Source organism: Leptothoe sp. EHU-05/26/07-4 (genome assembly GCF_043421015.1).
In the GTDB taxonomy this organism is placed as follows: Bacteria; Cyanobacteriota; Cyanobacteriia; order Phormidesmidales; family Phormidesmidaceae; genus Leptothoe; species Leptothoe turfae.
In genome coordinates this window covers 130,956-148,289 of sequence record NZ_JAXSQV010000002.1, presented here as the reverse complement: position 1 = coordinate 148,289, position 17,334 = coordinate 130,956, and the positions used below count along the sequence as shown (strand labels likewise).

15 protein-coding genes and 3 pseudogenes are annotated in these 17,334 nt (G+C 46.2%); 9 read left to right on the top strand and 9 right to left on the bottom strand.

Annotated elements, in window-relative coordinates; genetic code table 11:
- The first annotated feature begins 7 nt into the window (after positions 1-7).
- A complete protein-coding gene (locus tag U2F10_RS02545; protein ID WP_499870524.1) occupies positions 8-2,614 on the top strand; it encodes a CHAT domain-containing protein in 2,607 nt (868 codons plus the stop codon).
- Positions 2,615-2,711: 97 nt separating this feature from the next.
- Positions 2,712-3,335 (top strand): RraA family protein, encoded by a 624-nt coding sequence (locus U2F10_RS02540; RefSeq protein WP_499870522.1) that lies wholly within the window; start codon positions 2,712-2,714, stop codon positions 3,333-3,335.
- A 50-nt stretch (positions 3,336-3,385) separates the two neighbouring features.
- Here U2F10_RS02540 and U2F10_RS02535 read toward each other — a convergent pair whose 3' ends face one another.
- The 4 genes from U2F10_RS02535 to U2F10_RS02520 are packed head-to-tail and all read right to left on the bottom strand — an operon-like array spanning position 3,386 to position 7,332.
- On the bottom strand, positions 3,386-4,621 hold the full coding sequence (locus U2F10_RS02535) for a threonine ammonia-lyase (RefSeq protein ID WP_499870521.1): 1,236 nt from the start codon (positions 4,619-4,621) through the stop codon (positions 3,386-3,388).
- Positions 4,622-4,650: 29 nt separating this feature from the next.
- Positions 4,651-5,934, bottom strand: coding sequence for a cysteine desulfurase-like protein (locus U2F10_RS02530; protein WP_163666639.1), 1,284 nt, complete (start codon positions 5,932-5,934; stop codon positions 4,651-4,653).
- A 13-nt stretch (positions 5,935-5,947) separates the two neighbouring features.
- Positions 5,948-6,631 carry a 2OG-Fe dioxygenase family protein gene (locus tag U2F10_RS02525; RefSeq protein WP_163666641.1) on the bottom strand — a complete coding sequence of 228 codons (684 nt, stop codon included), beginning with the start codon at positions 6,629-6,631 and terminating at the stop codon, positions 5,948-5,950.
- A gap of 41 nt (positions 6,632-6,672) precedes the next feature.
- Positions 6,673-7,332, bottom strand: coding sequence for a thiamine pyrophosphate-binding protein (locus U2F10_RS02520; RefSeq protein ID WP_499870518.1), 660 nt, complete (start codon positions 7,330-7,332; stop codon positions 6,673-6,675).
- 317 nt (positions 7,333-7,649) lie between these two features.
- Between U2F10_RS02520 and U2F10_RS02515 the strand changes: the two are divergent.
- Positions 7,650-8,438: pseudogene (locus U2F10_RS02515) on the top strand (aminotransferase class I/II-fold pyridoxal phosphate-dependent enzyme); the annotation flags it as partial.
- A 353-nt stretch (positions 8,439-8,791) separates the two neighbouring features.
- On the opposite strand, the gene U2F10_RS02510 reads toward U2F10_RS02515, so the two are convergent.
- The 5 genes and pseudogenes from U2F10_RS02510 to U2F10_RS02490 form a co-directional block, all read right to left on the bottom strand.
- On the bottom strand, positions 8,792-9,925 hold the full coding sequence (locus tag U2F10_RS02510) for a Glu/Leu/Phe/Val family dehydrogenase (RefSeq protein WP_250565045.1): 1,134 nt from the start codon (positions 9,923-9,925) through the stop codon (positions 8,792-8,794).
- 132 nt (positions 9,926-10,057) lie between these two features.
- The gene (locus U2F10_RS02505; RefSeq protein WP_250565499.1) at positions 10,058-10,201 is read right to left on the bottom strand and encodes a hypothetical protein; all 144 of its coding nucleotides are present in this window, start codon (positions 10,199-10,201) and stop codon (positions 10,058-10,060) included.
- A gap of 66 nt (positions 10,202-10,267) precedes the next feature.
- Positions 10,268-10,468 (bottom strand): annotated as a pseudogene (locus U2F10_RS02500) (fumarylacetoacetase); the annotation flags it as partial.
- Positions 10,469-10,480: 12 nt separating this feature from the next.
- A complete protein-coding gene (locus U2F10_RS02495; protein WP_499870516.1) occupies positions 10,481-10,837 on the bottom strand; it encodes a hypothetical protein in 357 nt (118 codons plus the stop codon).
- Between the two features lie 43 nt (positions 10,838-10,880).
- Positions 10,881-11,078: a hypothetical protein gene (locus U2F10_RS02490; protein ID WP_499059271.1), complete on the bottom strand. Its 198-nt coding sequence runs from the start codon at positions 11,076-11,078 to the stop codon at positions 10,881-10,883.
- Between U2F10_RS02490 and U2F10_RS02485 the strand changes: the two are divergent.
- The 6 genes and pseudogenes from U2F10_RS02485 to U2F10_RS02460 all read left to right on the top strand — a co-directional run.
- Positions 11,026-11,601 (top strand): annotated as a pseudogene (locus U2F10_RS02485) (homogentisate 1,2-dioxygenase); the annotation flags it as partial. The gene U2F10_RS02490 and the pseudogene U2F10_RS02485 overlap by 53 nt on opposite strands.
- Positions 11,602-12,326: 725 nt before the next feature.
- The gene (locus U2F10_RS02480; protein WP_163666644.1) at positions 12,327-12,506 is read left to right on the top strand and encodes an NblA/ycf18 family protein; all 180 of its coding nucleotides are present in this window, start codon (positions 12,327-12,329) and stop codon (positions 12,504-12,506) included.
- 70 nt (positions 12,507-12,576) lie between these two features.
- A complete protein-coding gene (locus tag U2F10_RS02475) occupies positions 12,577-12,822 on the top strand; it encodes a hypothetical protein (RefSeq protein ID WP_163666646.1) in 246 nt (81 codons plus the stop codon).
- 185 nt (positions 12,823-13,007) lie between these two features.
- Positions 13,008-13,589, top strand: coding sequence for a TetR/AcrR family transcriptional regulator (locus U2F10_RS02470; protein ID WP_163666648.1), 582 nt, complete (start codon positions 13,008-13,010; stop codon positions 13,587-13,589).
- A gap of 102 nt (positions 13,590-13,691) precedes the next feature.
- Positions 13,692-14,552, top strand: a complete 861-nt coding sequence (locus U2F10_RS02465) for a sterol desaturase family protein (protein WP_499059102.1) — start codon at positions 13,692-13,694, stop codon at positions 14,550-14,552.
- Positions 14,553-15,150: 598 nt separating this feature from the next.
- The gene (locus U2F10_RS02460) at positions 15,151-17,334 is read left to right on the top strand and encodes a glycoside hydrolase family 9 protein (RefSeq protein WP_499870513.1); all 2,184 of its coding nucleotides are present in this window, start codon (positions 15,151-15,153) and stop codon (positions 17,332-17,334) included.

Genomic DNA, 17,334 nt, shown 5'->3' with positions numbered 1-17,334 from the left:
AAACGACATGAGATGGTGTTTATTGATTGGCTTAATAAGCCTTGCGATTACTTTGGTGACACCAGCTGTTATGCCAACAGCTATGGATGTTGCTCTGGGACGTACAAATGTCTCGTTAGCAGCTGCGTCTCCTCAAGAATTACTAAAAAAAGGGTTAGCCTATTATGAGGCTGAACACTATGCCCAAGCAATTCAACAGTGGCAGCAAGCAAACCTATCCTTCAAAACCGATCCTTGGGGACAGGCCCTTATCCTCAGCTATCTCTCTCTAGCTCAGCAGCAGTTGGGTCTGTTAGATGAGGCTAGTCAAAGCTTACAGGATAGCCTGAGCCTAATTGATCCGGTTGATTTACGGACAATCTCAGCATCTCAGGCTGTGATTTATGCCAAGGTTCTTAATACCCAAGGCAAACTACGGTGGCTGCAAGGAGATGCCGATGTTGCTTTAGCCCATTGGCGATCAGCAGCCCAAACCTATGGACAAGCAGGAGATGAAGCAGGGGTCGCGATCGCACAAATCAATCAGGCTCGCGTATTGCAATACCTGGGCCTCAACCACCAGGCCAAAACGTTGTTAGAAACTGTTTATCAAGGCATTCAGCAACAGCCCAACAATGATCTAAAAGCGGCAGGGCTATACAACTTAAGTAGCGTGCTGCGACAAATTGGTGACTTAGACACGGCTCTCAGCTTACTGCAAGAGGGAATCTCATTAAACACCCAGCCCAGTCAGACAAGTAATCTCTTTTTAGAGTTGGGGAATACAGAATGGTTGCTGGCCCATCGCGATGGAACCATTGGGCGTCAGGCAGAGGCAGAGCAACATAGTCAATCTGCCCAAGTAGCCTATCAACAAGCCATCAATACCAATGACTCTCCATTGGCTCAATTGAATTTGTTTCGGTTATGGGTTGAGCGTAACCAAATAGCCCAGGCAATGCAGCTATTACCCCAGGTGCAGCAGGCTATGAAGCAATTACCTGCTAGCCGCTCTGCAATCCATGCCCATATTCACCTGGCTGAGAGCTTGATGAAAGTACAATCATCTCTCACAGAGAGTTCTAGCTCGGTTATTCATACAACTCTACAGCCAAAAGAAATTGCCAAGCTGTTATCCAAAGCTATTCAGCAGGCTCGTATCCTGAAGGATCAACGGGCAGAAGCCTATGCTCTGGGGCAGTTAGGGACTCTGTATGAACACATGCAGCAATGGGCCGATGCCCAGCATCTAACACAGCAAGCATTGCTCACATTAGAAACCGTAGATGCCCCTGAGATTCGCTACCGTTGGGAGTGGCAACTGGGCAGATTACGACAACAGCAAACCGATCGCCAAGGGGCAATTCAGGGCTATAAATCGGCTATCAGAAGCTTACAGCAGGTTCGTAACAACTTGCTGAGCGTCAATACAAATGTGCAGTTCTCCTTTCGCGATCATGTGGAGCCCGTTTATCGTGAATATATTGAGCTGTTGCTCTCAGACCATGACGAACAGACGCAGCCCTTAGAGGAGGCGATCCAGACGGTTGATCAGCTACAGCTGGCGGAGTTGGAAAACTATCTGGGCTGCACCCTTGATGCTAGAACTGTGGATCAAGTGCAGGATGACCAGACTGCCATTCTGTATCCAATCATTTTGAGCGATCGCATCGCCATGATTGCCCAGTTACCTGGCAAAACCCTGTACCGGGAGACACTGATTGCTAAAGAAACAGCGGACACCACTCTGCTAGCTTTGCAGGCAAACTTAGCAAATCCCAGTAAAACACCTGAAGTATTGACCGATGCCCAGACCGTCTATGACTGGCTGATTCGGCCCTTGGCAACGGACCTGAACCAGGCGTCCATCCAAACCCTTGTATTTGTGTTGGATGGGCCCTTACGAAATATTCCCATGGCGGTGCTCTACGATGGCGAACAGTATTTGATTGAAAAGGGTTATGCGGTTGCGATCGCACCCCGACTCCAGATATTCACACCCGAGACTGCCAATCCATCACTGCGGGTTCTCATGGGGGGTGTGGAGCTATCTCAGGAAATTAAACAAACCCAGTTTCCTGCCATTGCTAAGGTGAGAGAAGAGCTAGACGGTATTTCCCAATATGTAGATAGCAGCAATGTGTTGCTCAATGAATCTTTTACCCATCAAAATCTGCAGCAGCAGTTAGAAACAGGTAATTTTTCCGCCATCCATTGGAAAACCCACGGTGTTTTTAGCTCTGATCCAGATGAAACCTATGTCGTCGCCTACGAAGAACAGATTTCAGCCCAAGACCTAAACAATCTGATTTGGCTAGGCAGTCGAGGCGGTGTCCACCCCCTTGAACTTGTTGTGCTGAGTGCCTGTGAAACCGCCCAGGGGGATAAACGAGCAGTCCTAGGATTGGCTGGCCTAGCGGCTAGAACAGGAACCCGTAGCGTCCTATCAACCCTATGGATTGCCCAAGATACACCCAACACCCAATTCATGATCCGTTTCTACGAATTATTGACTCAACCAGGAATGTCAATTGCTAATGCCGTACGTCAGGCACAGTTGTCCTTAATTCACGACTACGGATACACAACCCCCTATATTTGGGCCAATTACCTGCTCATTGGTAGTTGGTTGTGACATTCCATACCTTAGGCTCAATGCCCTCAAGGTCGTCGACTGTGACGACTATGTGTTAGAAACCTAGCACATAGTTATCGTTATCCAGATCTAACCCATGGCCCCTTCAAAATTTAGTGAACTGTCTCCAACAACCTATGCTGATGCCCTTCTAGGACGTGAACAGTTTATGGATATGGGGATCAGGGAAATGTGGCCCCATATCCCCCGAATTGCCGGGCCAGCGTATACTGTCAGCTGTGCTCCAGGCGATAACCTGATGCTCCATGCAGCCATCTATCGAGCAGAACCAGGTTCCATAATTGTCGTAAAAGCCGGAGACATAGACTATGCTATGTCCGGTGGTAATGTTTGTGCCACAGCTCAAAAAAGAGGTATCGTTGGTTTTGTTATTGATGGTGTGATTCGTGATGTGGCAGAAGTCCGTGAGCTACGGTTTCCGGTGTTTGCTCGCGGGGCAATGCCAATCCCAGGTAAAAAACAAGGGTCAGGCTCCTTACAAAGCACAATCATTTGCGGTGGTGTACAGGTCGATACAGGAGATATTGTTGTTGCTGATGAAGAAGGAATTGCAGTTATCCCAGCTAAACAACAAGAGACTATCTGGGATATGGCTAAGCGACGGGCAGAGAAAGATGCAGCCCAATCTTTAGAAGAATGGGAGAAAAATCACCGCGCTAAGGTTGAGAGAATCTTGCAAGAGATCGGATTTAAGGGGTGATTGTACGTGACTAAAGAACACAGCTCAACCGTCCTAAAGCGTGATAGATTTTAGGAGTGACAAGTCGCAAGATCAACATCCAGGGGAATGCTATGGGCATCATGTCCAGCTAATTTTAGCTTATTGAGAATCTGCTCAAGATGTTGATGCCCTCGGATCAGTAGGGAAAATTCTAAAATTGCAGATTGTACCGGTAGACCGGTAAACATCCGATGGTGCTCTACCCCAACAATATTGGCCTGGGTTGCAGCAATGATTTGAGATACAGCTGCCAAAGCGCCAGGAATATCGCGAATATTCACCTGTAGCCGCACTAGACGCTGATCTCTTACTAAACTACGTTGCAAAATTGAAGCAAGAATCAGTAAATCAATATTGCCTCCACTGAGAACAATACCCACTGTCTTCCCAGAGAATTGTTTATGCCTCTTTAGCAGAGCCGCTAACCCCACTGCACCAGCCCCTTCAACCACGGTTTTCTCAACTTCTAAAAGCAGTCGAACCGCCTGTTCAATGTCTGTTTCTTCCACCAGGACAATATCATCCACCAGATTCTGAACGATGGGTAATGTCAAACTACCTGGGGTTTTGACGGCAATCCCCTCAGCAATTGTGCTGTAGCCAAAACAAGGCTGTTTGCCAGCAATTGCCTGATACATGGATGGATAGCGAGTAGTTTGCACACCAATGATGTGGATACTGGGACGCATCTGTTTAGCCGCAATGGCAATCCCAGCAATTAAGCCACCGCCGCCAATGGGGACAATGATGCTGTCAAGGTCAGGACAATCCTTGAACATCTCTATGGCAACAGTTCCCTGCCCGGCAATAATAAACGAATCATCGTAGGGATGAATTAAGGTAAGCTGACGTTCCTGAGCCAGTTGTTGGGCCAGGGTTTTAGCTGCATCCAGGGTGTCGCCATACAGATGTATCTCTGCACCAAAGCTTTGGGTGCGTTCAACTTTGACACTAGGAGTGAATTGAGGCATGACAATTACGGCTGGAATGCCTAACCGTTGGGCATGGTAAGCAACTGCCTGGCCATGGTTGCCTGCTGACATGGCTACGACACCTTGCTGCTGCTGTGTGGTCGACAGCGACAGCAGTTTGTAGAGGGAACCACGATCTTTGAAAGAACCAGTAAACTGAAGATTTTCAAATTTTAATGCCACTCTTGTATTGGTCAGCTGTGAGAGTTTGGTGGAGTAGACACAAGGAGTATGGACAATGCCTGAGTGGATTTGCTGAGCAGCCTGGCGAATTTGATCGAGGGTAATGGTCATCGGCAGTTCCTACAATAGCGACAGCAAGACTATCGAGTGAGGTCCATGTCTGCCAGTGCTGCCAACAGACGATTGATCTCAGCTAATGTGTTGTAATGCACTAGACCAATCCGTAACAGTCCACCCTGATCTTCAACTCCCAGTCGTTGTGTCAAATTTAGCGCATAAAAATTGCCATGCCACGTAAAAATTCCTTGTTCTCCTAATATTTTTGCCATAGCTGCTGGGGGATGCTTTGTCATGCGAATTGCCACTGTTGGCAAACGCCACAGTATCTGTTCTGGTGCAGTAATGCCATACACTGTTATCCCTGGCAGCTGTAACAGTCCCTCGATTAATACCTGACAAAGTTTTTCTCCAGAGTGACGAATTGCCGTCATCGCTGCGAATACAGCCCCACGACGATTGCTCACCTGGGGAGACACAAGCCGTCCTAAGTCTGCTAGGTATTCTATAGCAGCAGTCACACCGGCTAATCCTTCATGGTTCTGGGTACCGGTCTCCCATCGATCGGGAATCACATCTGAGGCTGGTCTTACCTTATAGGGGTGCAACCGCTCCAGGTGTTCTCGTTTGCCATATAAAACCCCCATATGGGGACCAAAAAACTTATAGGGAGAACAAACCAAAAAGTCACAGTCGAGCTGCTGGACATCGATGAGTCCATGGGCGGCATAGTGGACTGCATCCACATAGACCCAGGCTCCAACATCATGGGCGAGTTGAATAATTGTTGGCAAATCATTGAGGGTACCCACCGCATTGGATGCATAGGTGATAGCTAAGAGGCGAGTACGGTGATTAAGCTTACTGATTAAATCTTTAAGATCTAGGATGCAGTTTTCAGGATGTATGTCGACGGTGTGAACGATGATACCCTGTTCTCTTAATGCTAACCAGGGAGCTACATTGGCATCATGGTCTAAACAGGTGACTAAAATCTCATCCTCTGGAAGGAGCTCACGGCCAATGGCACGACTGATGGCAAAGGTGAGGGTGGTCATATTGGGGCCAAAGACAATTTCGTTAGGGTTACATCCCAAAAAATCAGCCAGGGCCCCACGGGCCGCTGCTATAACCTCATCGGTACGCTGACTGGTGATAAAAGCGCCATGGGCATTGGCATTGCTGTGGATGAGATAATCTGTCATGGCATCCATCACCCGTTGAGGCACCTGGGTGCCACCGGGACCATCGAGAAAGGCGATCGGACTACCATTCATTACCTGAGCCAGGGCGGGAAACTGGGGACGAATCCAGTCTAGGGGTAAAGTGGCGGTGTCAGAAGCGGGAACAACAACAGATTGAGACACTGGAAATACTCCTCTACTCAGGGAGATTAAAGGGAAGATCTGGACAGGTGAAGACAAAGACATCGCGGTAACCGCTGTCTTCTACAGGCACAATTGGGGTAGTGTAGTGGAAAAACTGGTGGTCATTAAATACGAGCAGCTCTCCAGGATTAAGTACTTTACGGAAAACGGGGTCAGATCCTTTTAAAATAGACAGTTGGGTTTCAGCGCCTGATACGCCATGGCGAGCGATGCAAAGAATCCCAACCAGATCGACACCGTCATGGTGAATGCCCTCGGGGGCAGGATTACCCGTCTCGCTCTGGTCTGCGGTCACGCGAATCTGATGTACGCCCACTTCATGAAACGGTGAACATTGTCTGCAGAACTCAAAAAATGTGAGCAGGGTTTGCTGAAACGCATCAGATTGAACCAGTGAACCAGACAGTTCTTCATAGTCTCGCTTAACATTACCCAATAGGGGATTGTAGGTCTTGCTCTGATAGAAAAATGCATGGGACAACTGCATCATTTGCTTGTTTGTTTCTTGAAAATGAGAAAACCGCCGAAACCGGTAATGACCTTCCAAATAGGGATCGGCTGGTAATCTCTCAAAAAAGGGTTGGATAGTCTTGAGATTGCGATCGCTAATGGTTTCAATCGCATAGCTACTCAGACAGCTAAATTGTTTTCTATTTGATATCGTTTGAGTAATCATAGGTCGTTCCTGGCACAGGTGCGGATGTGATTTGAAAATTCTTATCCTTTTAACGTTTTGGCGAATAGAGAGGCAATTTGTTGCGAGGCTGGAGAAACATCGTCGGCTGCGAGGTGCACATCAAAGAGGCAAAAAGACTCAGATGTACACGCCTGATTAAATGCCTGGCAGAGTTGTTCACCCGTTTTGATCACAAACCCCCTACCGCCCATCAACTCAGCTAGCTGGGCATAATCCAAACGAGGAATCTTCACAAAGTCCGCCGTTTGATGGGCCATCATCCGCAATGACGCATAGGCACCGTCATTGGGATATTGGTGATGCTTCTCTGAGATATGCTCTGAGGTCGCAGAAATGGCATAGGCTGGCTCTAAGTGAGCGCTAAACAGACCCAAGTTAATATCAGTCAAAAACGTGCCCACGACCAACGGTGACTTCTCGGCATAGGCTCCCGCCACGGGGTTCACCATGTTCAAACCACCCACACCATAGGTGACAACGGCCAGCCCTAAACCTCGAATGCGTGAATAGGCATCAGCTGCAAAGCCAGCCGAGGGTTCATGGGTCATCACAATAGGTTGAATCTCACTCTCAGCCAACGCATCGCAGAGCGTTAAGGCAAAATCTCCAGGAATGCCAAACGCATGTTGCACCCCTTGCTGATGCAACATATTAAAAATATGTGGTGCCAACTGAGGCATCTTACTTCCCCCAAAGGCTTGACTTTAATTTAAAGAATTAAGTCGATCCTAATCTCTTTTCTATGTAGATCATGGACGAACCAAACTAGAATGTGTGGATTTTGTTAAGAAAAAAAATATGATGGAGGACTCGTTGAAAGCAAACGTTTTTCCAGGTATAGAATTCAGGGCTCAGAAGTCAGAAGTCAATCGGTGACTATATTCCGACTTCTATCTTCTGATTTTTGGATTCTTCCTACATCAGATTTTCGGGCGTAGGTGATACCCATAAAAAACTGTGGTGACCATGTTACAAGAGATACCAGAACCCTTGATATCTGAATCATGCCAGCATTATTGATGGTATTCGCCTCAGCAAGGCCCAGCGCTATCGCTATGGTCACAGTGACATGAAAGACCTTGAGACTGCGCTGCAAACCTCCCAGGCAGCAAAACGACGGCTGATCGCCACGGACGGAGTGTTTAGCATGGATGGTGATGTGGCTAAGCTCAGGGAGATTTGCAACCTGGCCGATCGCTACGATGCCATGGTGATGGTGGATGACAGCCATGCTACCGGATTCTTTGGCCCCACTGGGCGCGGTACCATTGAGCATTGTGGTGTCATAGGGCGAGTGGATATCGTCACCAGCACTCTGGGTAAAGCCCTGGGAGGAGCCTCAGGCGGGTTTACAGCCGGGTATCGATCTGTGGTGGAGCTTTTAAGGCAGCGATCGCGACCGTATCTATTCTCAAATACCCTAGCCCCGGTCATTGTCTACACCAGTCTCAAAGCTCTGGATTTAATTGAACAGAGCCATGATCTCAGGGAACGATTAAATGAAAATACGCGCTATTTTCGGCAGTGCATGTCAGCACAGGGATTTGCCATTGCACCTGGCACCCATCCCATTGTGCCAATCATGCTCTATGACGCCCATCTAGCTCAAACTATGGCAGCAGAACTTCTGAGAGAGGGCATCTATGTGATTGGTTTTAGCTATCCAGTGGTACCTAAGGGTAAGGCCCGCATTCGGGTGCAGATTTCCGCAGCCCATAGCCGTGAGCATCTGGACCAGTGCATTGCCGCATTTACCAAGATAGGCAAACAAGTTGGCTTAATCTAGTGTAACTGTAGGATATCTGAGATTTTGCACCTGGCAAAGAAGCATTAACCCACCTTGGACTCAAAGTCGCAAGGCTAACTGGCTCAAAACCGCTCAAGCGGTTAAAGACTCCCTAAAAGCTCTCTATTTAGAGCTGCCCAGCCAATCTTGTCCCTTGAGTGGACAGCCCTCAATTAGCGTTGGGTTTTGAACCCAACGTGGGTTTGAGCTTCACAACCGACCTTAGTGTAACTGTAGGATATCTTAGCAACTGGCCTCGCTTGTTACTTGTTACTTGTTACTTGTTACTCGTTACTCGTTACTCGTTACTCGTTATTCTGCAACAAACCCAAGACACCCTTCCCAAACGTTATCTACGCAATCAGCTGTAACCCAGGGCCATGGCGCTTACTGCGATAAGCTGTAGCTCTGCGTATGCGCTGTTCAGCTATCTCAATTGCAATTTGTCGAGGTAGCTTACCCGTACTTGCAACGTTTTCCAACATTAGAGTTGTGTTCTTGCGAATTTTTTCCTCAATGGTTTGAAACGCGATCTCCTTGGTACCGCCGCCATATTCTACGGCACCACAAATCACACCACCCACATTGGCAATAAAGTCAGGGATGACCAGGATATTGCGGTCATGACAGATTTGTTCTGCCTTAGCCGTAAATGGAATGTTGGCTCCTTGAATAACCAGTTTAGTCTTTAGCCGATTGACGTTGTCAGCGTCAATGACATCGGGTCTAGCCGCAGGAATCCAGATATCACAAGGAATATCAATGACAGCATCACGAGACAGTTTGCCTCCGTCAGCATAATCAAGCACACTCTTGCCTTGACGTTTTAATTCAGTCAGTTGATCAATGTCGATGCCATCAGGATTAAACAAGGTGCCCTGGGAATCGGTTACGCCGATCAGAAGGGCTCCCCTAGCTGCTAGAAAACTGGCTGTATGCAGCCCTACTGAACCAGCCCCTTGAACCACAAACTTGGCTGTGCTCAGATCAATAGAACAAAATTCGCTGGCCACATCGGCAACAACGCTAAGGCCATAGCCAGTGGCTCCAATTTCATCTAAGGGAATACCACCGACTGCTGATGGTAAACCAATGGCTCTACCGGTTTCCTCCTGCACCCAGGCCATACAGGCTTCATCTGTGCCCATGTCAGGACCAGGAATGTAGCTAGTTATTTCTTTGATCGCTACCCCAAACGCTCTCATCAAGGTTTCTTTTTTGGCTGCAGGTACTTTTGGGTTAGCAAGAATAGCCGCTTTCCCACCACCATAGGGAAGATTGGCCACTGCATTCTTAAATGTCATGGCTCGTGCCAGTCGAAAGACTTCTTCCGTAGTGACATCGGGAGCCATGCGAACACCTCCCATGGCAGGACCACAAGCAACATTATCTACCACGAGAATAGCTTTTAATCCGCTATGGTGGTCATAAATATGAACAACTTTGTCTGGCCCTAGAGAGTCACCAAACTCAAATATACGTTTCATTATCAGATTTCCTCCGAAGTGACATTCCACTGTCAAGGTATTCGGAGCACATTAGGAGATACCTATAGTGTGAAGAAAATATTTAATACTGTGTTGATTTTGACAAAAAACATAATGTCTTAGCAGAAATCCTTAGACTTCATATTTCACCAGTGCCCACAGGGCCAACATGCGAGATTCTTTAACCTTAAAGACATACTCGCTGTAATCAGCTAAATCGTCGAGCTGAACAAAGGTTAGAAAAACCTCTGTAGCAATTAGAAACAGGGATCTCACTAAAAAGAGGGAATTTGCATCATAAAAACTCCAGATAGTGCATATGTACTTTTATTCTAGCAAATATTATTGAGTGATCGCAGCGAGAACGTGTCCCCGACATTCGCCAAACCCAATTTTTTTGTAACCTGGTGTCTCACAATATCCTCGCAGACTGATTTCGTCACCGTCAGCTAAGAAAAAACGCTGTTCTCCCGTGGATAACTGGATGGGCTTTTTGCCCTGGTGGGTAATTTCTAAGAGGAACCCCCAGGTGTCCGATGTGGGTCATGGGTGGTGTCAGGTAGAGAGGACATAGGACGGTACCGACGCAGGATCGTTGAACAGCTTCAAACGGTAAAGCTCGGCCAAGGGTTCTTGGAAAGAACAGGAACCAATTCCTAGGAAATAACGACTGCGTACACGGGCAAGGCTGTCTAATGGTAAATGTCCCGCTATTGTGGATAGCTCCGATTCCTTTGACCAGAGGGGGCTATGGCAAATAATCTCGTGTTCCGAGAAAATTAGATCATTGAGGGTATCGATTTGTAAAATGCTGGCGATCTCGGCTGCAGTAGCCCCATAGCAATAGGCAAAAGCTGCTGCGATCGCTAGGTTAAGCAAGCCATGCATCTGAACCGAATCACCATTGGGCAAGGTTTGCCAGCTGCGTAATGGCTGGTGTAGCCCGGCAGTCGCTTTAAGGGGAAGCGGTTAGCCCTCCCGTACGGACCTTGACAGCTGCTGGAGTGCCCTGGAGGACAGCAATGTAGTCAGTGAGTGTAGCATCCAGAGGAATTTCAAAAAAGAGAGTGCTGTGGGAAGGTAAGTGGGGTAGGAGAGGTGCGATCGCATCTCTCCTACCCTTACTCTCTAATGCTGATGTTACCCTTGCCATTGCCCATCCTAACGAGCCCATGACCTACTGGTACCGCTTTGCCCATGGGGATGAACTCTTGTTTATTCACCAGGGCAAAGAGTGTTTGGAAAGTCAGCTGGGAGAACTGCACTATCGGTCAGGAGACTATCTAATAATTCCAGCGGGTGTGCTTTGGCGGCTGATACCAGAAAGGGGAGTGGAGCAAATCCATCTATCTCTAGAAGCCTCGGGGCATATCCAGCCACCGCAGCAATACCTCAGTCCCCAGGGACAATTTTTAGAACAAGCTCCCTACTGTGAGCGCGATATTCGACCACCGGAGAAACTATTGACCCATGATGAAATGGGGGTTTTTGAAGTGCGAGTGAAAGCCAGGAGCAGCCTCACCCAATATTGTTACACCCATCATCCCCTAGACGTGGTGGGATGGGATGGCAGTGTATGGCCCTACGCTTTTAATATCAAAGACTTTGAACCCATTACTGGACGGATCCATCAACCTCCATCTGTGCATCAAACGTTTGCAGGACCTAACTTTGTTGGGGAGCACGTCATTGACAGTATGAGAACCAGAAACCTATAACGTAAAAAGACCTCATCTTAGCCTTAGGGGATGGGTCGAAAATGAAATACCCGTAGAGCGAGTTTCAACTTCGCGGTTCGGCTGAGCTCACCGTCGAAGCCTCAACTCTCAAAGCTGGACGGTTGAGCGAAGTCAAAACCGGGTTGAGCGAGTGCATCATTTGGCCGCAGCTCCCTTAGCCTCAAAATCAACCTGTTGCTGCAACAACAACTGTAAAGTACTGTTGCGAAAGTAGGGAAATTATGTTTGCTATAATGAATATAAGAAAACACAAGCTTGACACCCATTGTCTATCAAAATAATCCCCAAACACTGTCCAGGCTTGCTCTTTCTTGGAGATAGAAAGTCTTACAACATTTATATTGAAACGAAAAAAGACTGACCTACCTCTGATTCTGCTACGTGTCCCGATAGCCAACATACTCATTTCGCTTCAGGGTCGTTCGTTTTGAGTGTGTCACCTTGAAAATTGGATAGCTATTGAGGCAGTACTATTCACACTTGTCGTAGAGCGCTAACAGCTGTTGGACATAGCCTGAGTCGTTAAACTTCAACAGGTCAGCTCCGCTAGTTAAGAGAGGTATTCTTTGGGACATTCCTGTAAAGGACTCTACACCATACCATGTGAATCAGTCACTAATAGCTGGTATACGTGGGCTTTTGCAGAGCCCAAGGAGGATCTTATGAGTACACCTGGAACACTATCATTAGAGCAAGAATTTCAACTTAAAGTCCTCAGGGAACAGGTTGAAAACCTTGCCCCCGATCAAGCTCAAGAGTATTTGCTTGAAGCCATGCGTCAGCTCATGCTGAAAGATAATTGGATCAGGCACACGTTCAAAGAATGTTACTTGAAGCTATAAAGCCATGCTCAAAGGAGTGTAAGTGGGCTGATCGAGTGACTCGATCAGCCCTTGGGTTAAGGAGGTTACCATGATTAAACAAATGGCCTGGCTACCCCAGGATAACGGGCAAGAAAAGATTCTACATCTGCGCATCGAGCAGGGAACATCCTGGCGTCCTTACACGATGTTCCCTCAGTTTATAAGCCCTGACCATATGGCCATCGGTTCACGCGGGTTTTCCACGTTTCAAAAACTGTTGCGTGAAGGTTGGGAACTTATTGCTAGCGATCAGGCTAGCCAACTGTCGCTATTTAATGGTCCAGAACCAGCCTAGAAGCTGACGGATACTTTATCTTGATATCGATCTCTGATTACAGGGACACCAGATATTCAAATATCTGGTGTCCCTGTACATTGAACTAGAAATGACACATGATCAGACCAATTCAATTTCGACGTCACCACTTGACACTAAAATTTTGAAGTGAATATAATAGAGCGAGCGCTCGATATAAAATCATGCCTAAGATAGTTGACTCTGAGCAATACCGAAAAGAAATTCTGTACAAATGTTTTAATTTGTTTGCAGAGGAAGGGTATGCCAATGTCACAACAAGAAAGCTATCCAAGGAGCTAGGTATCTCAACCGGGGCAATGTATCACTATTTCCCTAGTAAGCAGGCTTTATTTGAGCAGCTAGTGGAAGAAGTGAGTATGCAGGAGTTTCAGTTATTTAAAGCAGCCACGCGTGGACATACGCTTTTGGATCGCATGCAAGCGCTGGAGACGCTTTTAGTAGAGAATGAGGATCACTTTATTAAACAAGCCGCAATTTGGGTGGATTTTTATCAACATCACGACATAGCGGAAATTAATGACAATCCTGTCTTTCAAAAAATTGATCAGAGAAGTCAGCAGGAGATATCTGAATTTTTAGACCTCACCGATCTGAAACTCGCTCGATTTATTTGGACCCTCATTAATGGCATTTTGATTGAGCAATTAGAGGACGATAGCAGTTTCTCATTTAAGGAACAAATTCATCTATTAACACAGATGCTGCTTGCCTATTTCGAGAAGCATTCTCCCAGTAGACAGTAAATATGTCGTTATAAGTTGCATCGCGCCATAGAAACTTTTTGCGGTCAAAATAAACCAAGCGCTCGATATAAAAACTAAAGAGAGTAAGGAGGATAAGCCCAAATGGACATTGATTTCACCCGTTTTGATGGATTTATGGAAATATTTGAAGCTCTGGAATTAATCGATCTCATCTTTTTTGTGGCTATCATTCTTGAAGCTGTATGGGATATTGCTTTTGTGCGTCGTCGGGATCAGGGAGAGACTTTTGCGAACTTCGGCATTGCTTTTGTTGGCCTGCTGTTAGATCGCACCTTTTACGGACTAGTCTTTGTGCTAGGTCTATTCGCTGTTGAATATTTTATTCCCTGGAAGCTACCCTTAACCTGGTGGAGCTGGGGAATGGCCCTTATTCTGGCAGATTTCACCTATTATTGGATGCACCGTTGGGAGCATGAGATACGTGTTTTGTGGTCGTATCACAGCGTTCACCATTCATCCCCTGAATATAATCTAACCACATCCCTGCGGTTAGCCTGGGTTGAAAGTCTAATTGAATGGATATTCTTCATCCCGATGATTTTAATAGGCTTTGATGTTATTCAAACACTGATTGCCTTGGTGATAGTTGTTGTTTATCAAACCTGGATTCACACTGAAAGAATCGGAAAGCTGGGTTGGTTAGATAACATCTTTAATACACCATCAGTTCATCGTGTTCATCATGGGGTAGGTCCGAGGTGTATTGACAAAAACTATGGCGGAATCTTGATTATCTGGGATCACCTATTTGACACTTACCAAGCTGAGACTGAGAAAATCACCTATGGCCTTACCAAACAGATCGGGTCGGTCAATCCAATTGTCATTAACTTCTATGAGTTATGGCAAATCATCAAAGATGTTAGGCATAGCAAGCGATTTTCCTGTGCTTTAAAGTACATCTTTGGTAAACCAGGTTGGCAACCCAATGGTAAAAAATAACACTATAGGTAACTAGCGAGAATAAGGTATTCCATTCATTTTCGTGTGATCAAAAAAACGACAACACCTTCAATTCTCATCGAAATCCTAAGCTATCCGGAATAAGAGAATTTGGATGAAATTCTTGCAACCTTGAAAAATTTATGTTAAATTGACGTTAACAACAGAAAAGCTTGACACTTTATTTAATCAGGGTTAATAGGTTTGTGGGATATGTCCACAATTTCAAAGGCTCATCTTCCATAAGGCTTAACGTAAACGCTTGAGAGCTGAGTTATAGCATCGCCACTTGCTTCTCGTGTGGCCTGTTACTGTGTATCAACTTGCCGATGGATTGAAACTAACGTTGCGCATTGTAGTGGCAGTGCGTTTTGACAAGTTTTTCAAGCCACGTGTTCTCTTGGCTATTTATTGAATAATTAAAATACTCGTCAGCACAAGGTTGAGACATTACTGACGCCCTGTAAGGTTGGTTCTTTCAAAAATAATTCGCATGTATTTTTCACCAGTCGACACTCCTGCTTGGCTGATGTTTTTGCATGCCCATAGGTCAGAAACGACTCTGTTTTGCCGTAGCAATATCTAACCCCTCATAATTATGTATTCTGTTGAGTTCCTAGAGAATGATCGCTGGAATAGCGGTTTCAATGGTTCCATTACGATTGGCAACCCAAGTGATACGCCCCTAGATGGTTGGACATTGGAGTTTGAAAGCAATTTTGAGATCTCTAATTTTTGGAATGCAGAAATTGTTAGTCACAAAGGTTCAAAATATGTCGTTCGCGCATTAGATTGGAATAAACAAGTAACCTCAAACAACAGCATAAGTATTGGGTTTAGTGCAAACGCTGCCAGTGATGTTGATCTAAGCATTAGCAACGTTCAGCTCAATGATTCAAGTATTGCATTAGTTTCTGTTCCTGTGCCAACTCCCGAATCTACACCGATACCTACCCCTGAATCTACGCCGACTCCCAACCCTCAACCCACCCCATCTCCTACACATTCTGCTCCAGCAGACATTGACTTCACCGTTGCAAACAATTGGGGAAGTGGATTTACAGGTGGTTTTGAGATAACAAATTTAGAATCAACGGCAATTGATGGTTGGCAACTTGAGTTTGAAGCAGATTTTGATATCACTAATATCTGGGGCGGTAAGGTCATCAGCCAAAACGGTAATCTCTACACAATAGAGAATGTTGACTACAACAGCACAATAGCAACAGGTGAGCCAATTTTTATTGGCTTCAATGCAAACGGTTCCCCAAAGGATCCCTCAAACTTTGTCCTGAATGAGGATACAATTTTCGATGAGGATAACAATGAGAATGTTACTCCACCAGAGTCTGATCCAGACATACCTGAGGTAACTCCAACTCCACCTAGCCCCCCGAATCTTTCACCACCTGATAACGGCGGAGATTATAACTATGGTGAATCCTTACAGAAATCTCTGTTGTTTATTGAGGCTCAACGCTCTGGCGATTTACCAAAAGAGAATCGCATTGCATGGCGAGATGACTCGGCTCTCAATGATGGTGCAGATGTTGGAGTGGATCTCTCAGGTGGCTATTATGATGCAGGAGACCATGTAAAATTTGGATTGCCCATGGCATCTTCAATAACGCTTCTAAGCTGGGGAGTCATTGAATATCGTGAGGCTTATGAGAAAAGTGGTCAACTGGATGAGGTTCTTGCTGCCATTAAATGGGGAACTGACTATTTTCTGAAAGCACATGAGACCAACAGTAATGGAACAACAGCTCTATGGGGACAGGTGGGTAATGGTGGAACTGACCATGCCTACTGGGGTTCAGCAGAATCTATGACGATGGAGCGTCCAGCTTACAAAGTTGATAGTAACAATCCTGGATCTGATTTGGCTGGGGAGACAGCCGCAGCCTTAGCTGCTGCATCAATCGTCTTTAAGTCCACCAATGCTAACTATGCAGATAAGTTGTTAACCAACGCAAAACAACTTTATGACTTTGCTGATACCTATCGTGGCAAATACTCTGACTCTATTCCCGATGCCGCAAACTACTACAATTCCTGGAGTGGCTATGAAGATGAACTTGCCTGGGGTGCCGCCTGGTTGGTAAAAGCTGGCGAATCGGGGTATTTATCTAAAGCCAAAGACTCTTACAAAGGAGTGAATAAACAATGGACCCAAAGTTGGGATAATAAATCTTACGGGACAGCTGTTTTACTCGCACAGGAGACCGGAAATAGCCAATATCGCAACGATGCTGAGACATGGCTTGACTACTGGAGTAATCGGAATGGGAATGGAATTACCTATACAGAGGGAGGGCTTGCCTGGCTCGATCAATGGGGTTCACTACGGTATAGTGCCAACACGGCCTTTTTAGCCGGAATTTATAGTGACACCGTCAATGACTATGACAACCGTTACAGCAATTTTGCGCAAGGACAGGTTGACTATATTTTAGGCAATAATCCCAACAACTTCAGCTATCAAGTTGGCTTTGGTGATGATTTTGCCCTGAACCCCCACCACCGAGGTGCTTCAGGCACAACTGACATCAATAGTAGCGCTCCTAACGAACATATCTTGTATGGCGCATTAGTTGGCGGACCCAGTTCACCCAATGACTACAGCTACATTGATGAACGGACAAATTATATTACTAATGAAGTTGCCCTTGATTACAATGCTGGATTCACGGGTGCGGTGGCTCGGTCATACAGCCTATACGGTGGTGAGCCGCTCAATGATACAGCACTCGCTGCTTTGCCAGAAGTAATGATTGGTTAG

Bases quoted from the DNA above. Each gene is read 5' to 3' on its own strand.
- U2F10_RS02510 (WP_250565045.1), bottom strand. From the start codon at position 9,925: ATGAAACGTATATTTGAGTTTGGTGACTCTCTAGGGCCAGACAAAGTT.
- U2F10_RS02470 (WP_163666648.1), top strand. From the start codon at position 13,008: ATGCCTAAGATAGTTGACTCTGAGCAATACCGAAAAGAAATTCTGTAC.
- U2F10_RS02465 (WP_499059102.1), top strand. From the start codon at position 13,692: ATGGACATTGATTTCACCCGTTTTGATGGATTTATGGAAATATTTGAA.
- U2F10_RS02490 (WP_499059271.1), bottom strand. From the start codon at position 11,078: ATGGCAAGGGTAACATCAGCATTAGAGAGTAAGGGTAGGAGAGATGCG.
- U2F10_RS02460 (WP_499870513.1), top strand. From the start codon at position 15,151: ATGTATTCTGTTGAGTTCCTAGAGAATGATCGCTGGAATAGCGGTTTC.
- U2F10_RS02480 (WP_163666644.1), top strand. From the start codon at position 12,327: ATGAGTACACCTGGAACACTATCATTAGAGCAAGAATTTCAACTTAAA.
- U2F10_RS02520 (WP_499870518.1), bottom strand. From the start codon at position 7,332: ATGCCTCAGTTGGCACCACATATTTTTAATATGTTGCATCAGCAAGGG.
- U2F10_RS02535 (WP_499870521.1), bottom strand. From the start codon at position 4,621: ATGACCATTACCCTCGATCAAATTCGCCAGGCTGCTCAGCAAATCCAC.
- U2F10_RS02525 (WP_163666641.1), bottom strand. From the start codon at position 6,631: ATGATTACTCAAACGATATCAAATAGAAAACAATTTAGCTGTCTGAGT.
- U2F10_RS02475 (WP_163666646.1), top strand. From the start codon at position 12,577: ATGATTAAACAAATGGCCTGGCTACCCCAGGATAACGGGCAAGAAAAG.
- U2F10_RS02540 (WP_499870522.1), top strand. From the start codon at position 2,712: ATGGCCCCTTCAAAATTTAGTGAACTGTCTCCAACAACCTATGCTGAT.
- U2F10_RS02545 (WP_499870524.1), top strand. From the start codon at position 8: ATGAGATGGTGTTTATTGATTGGCTTAATAAGCCTTGCGATTACTTTG.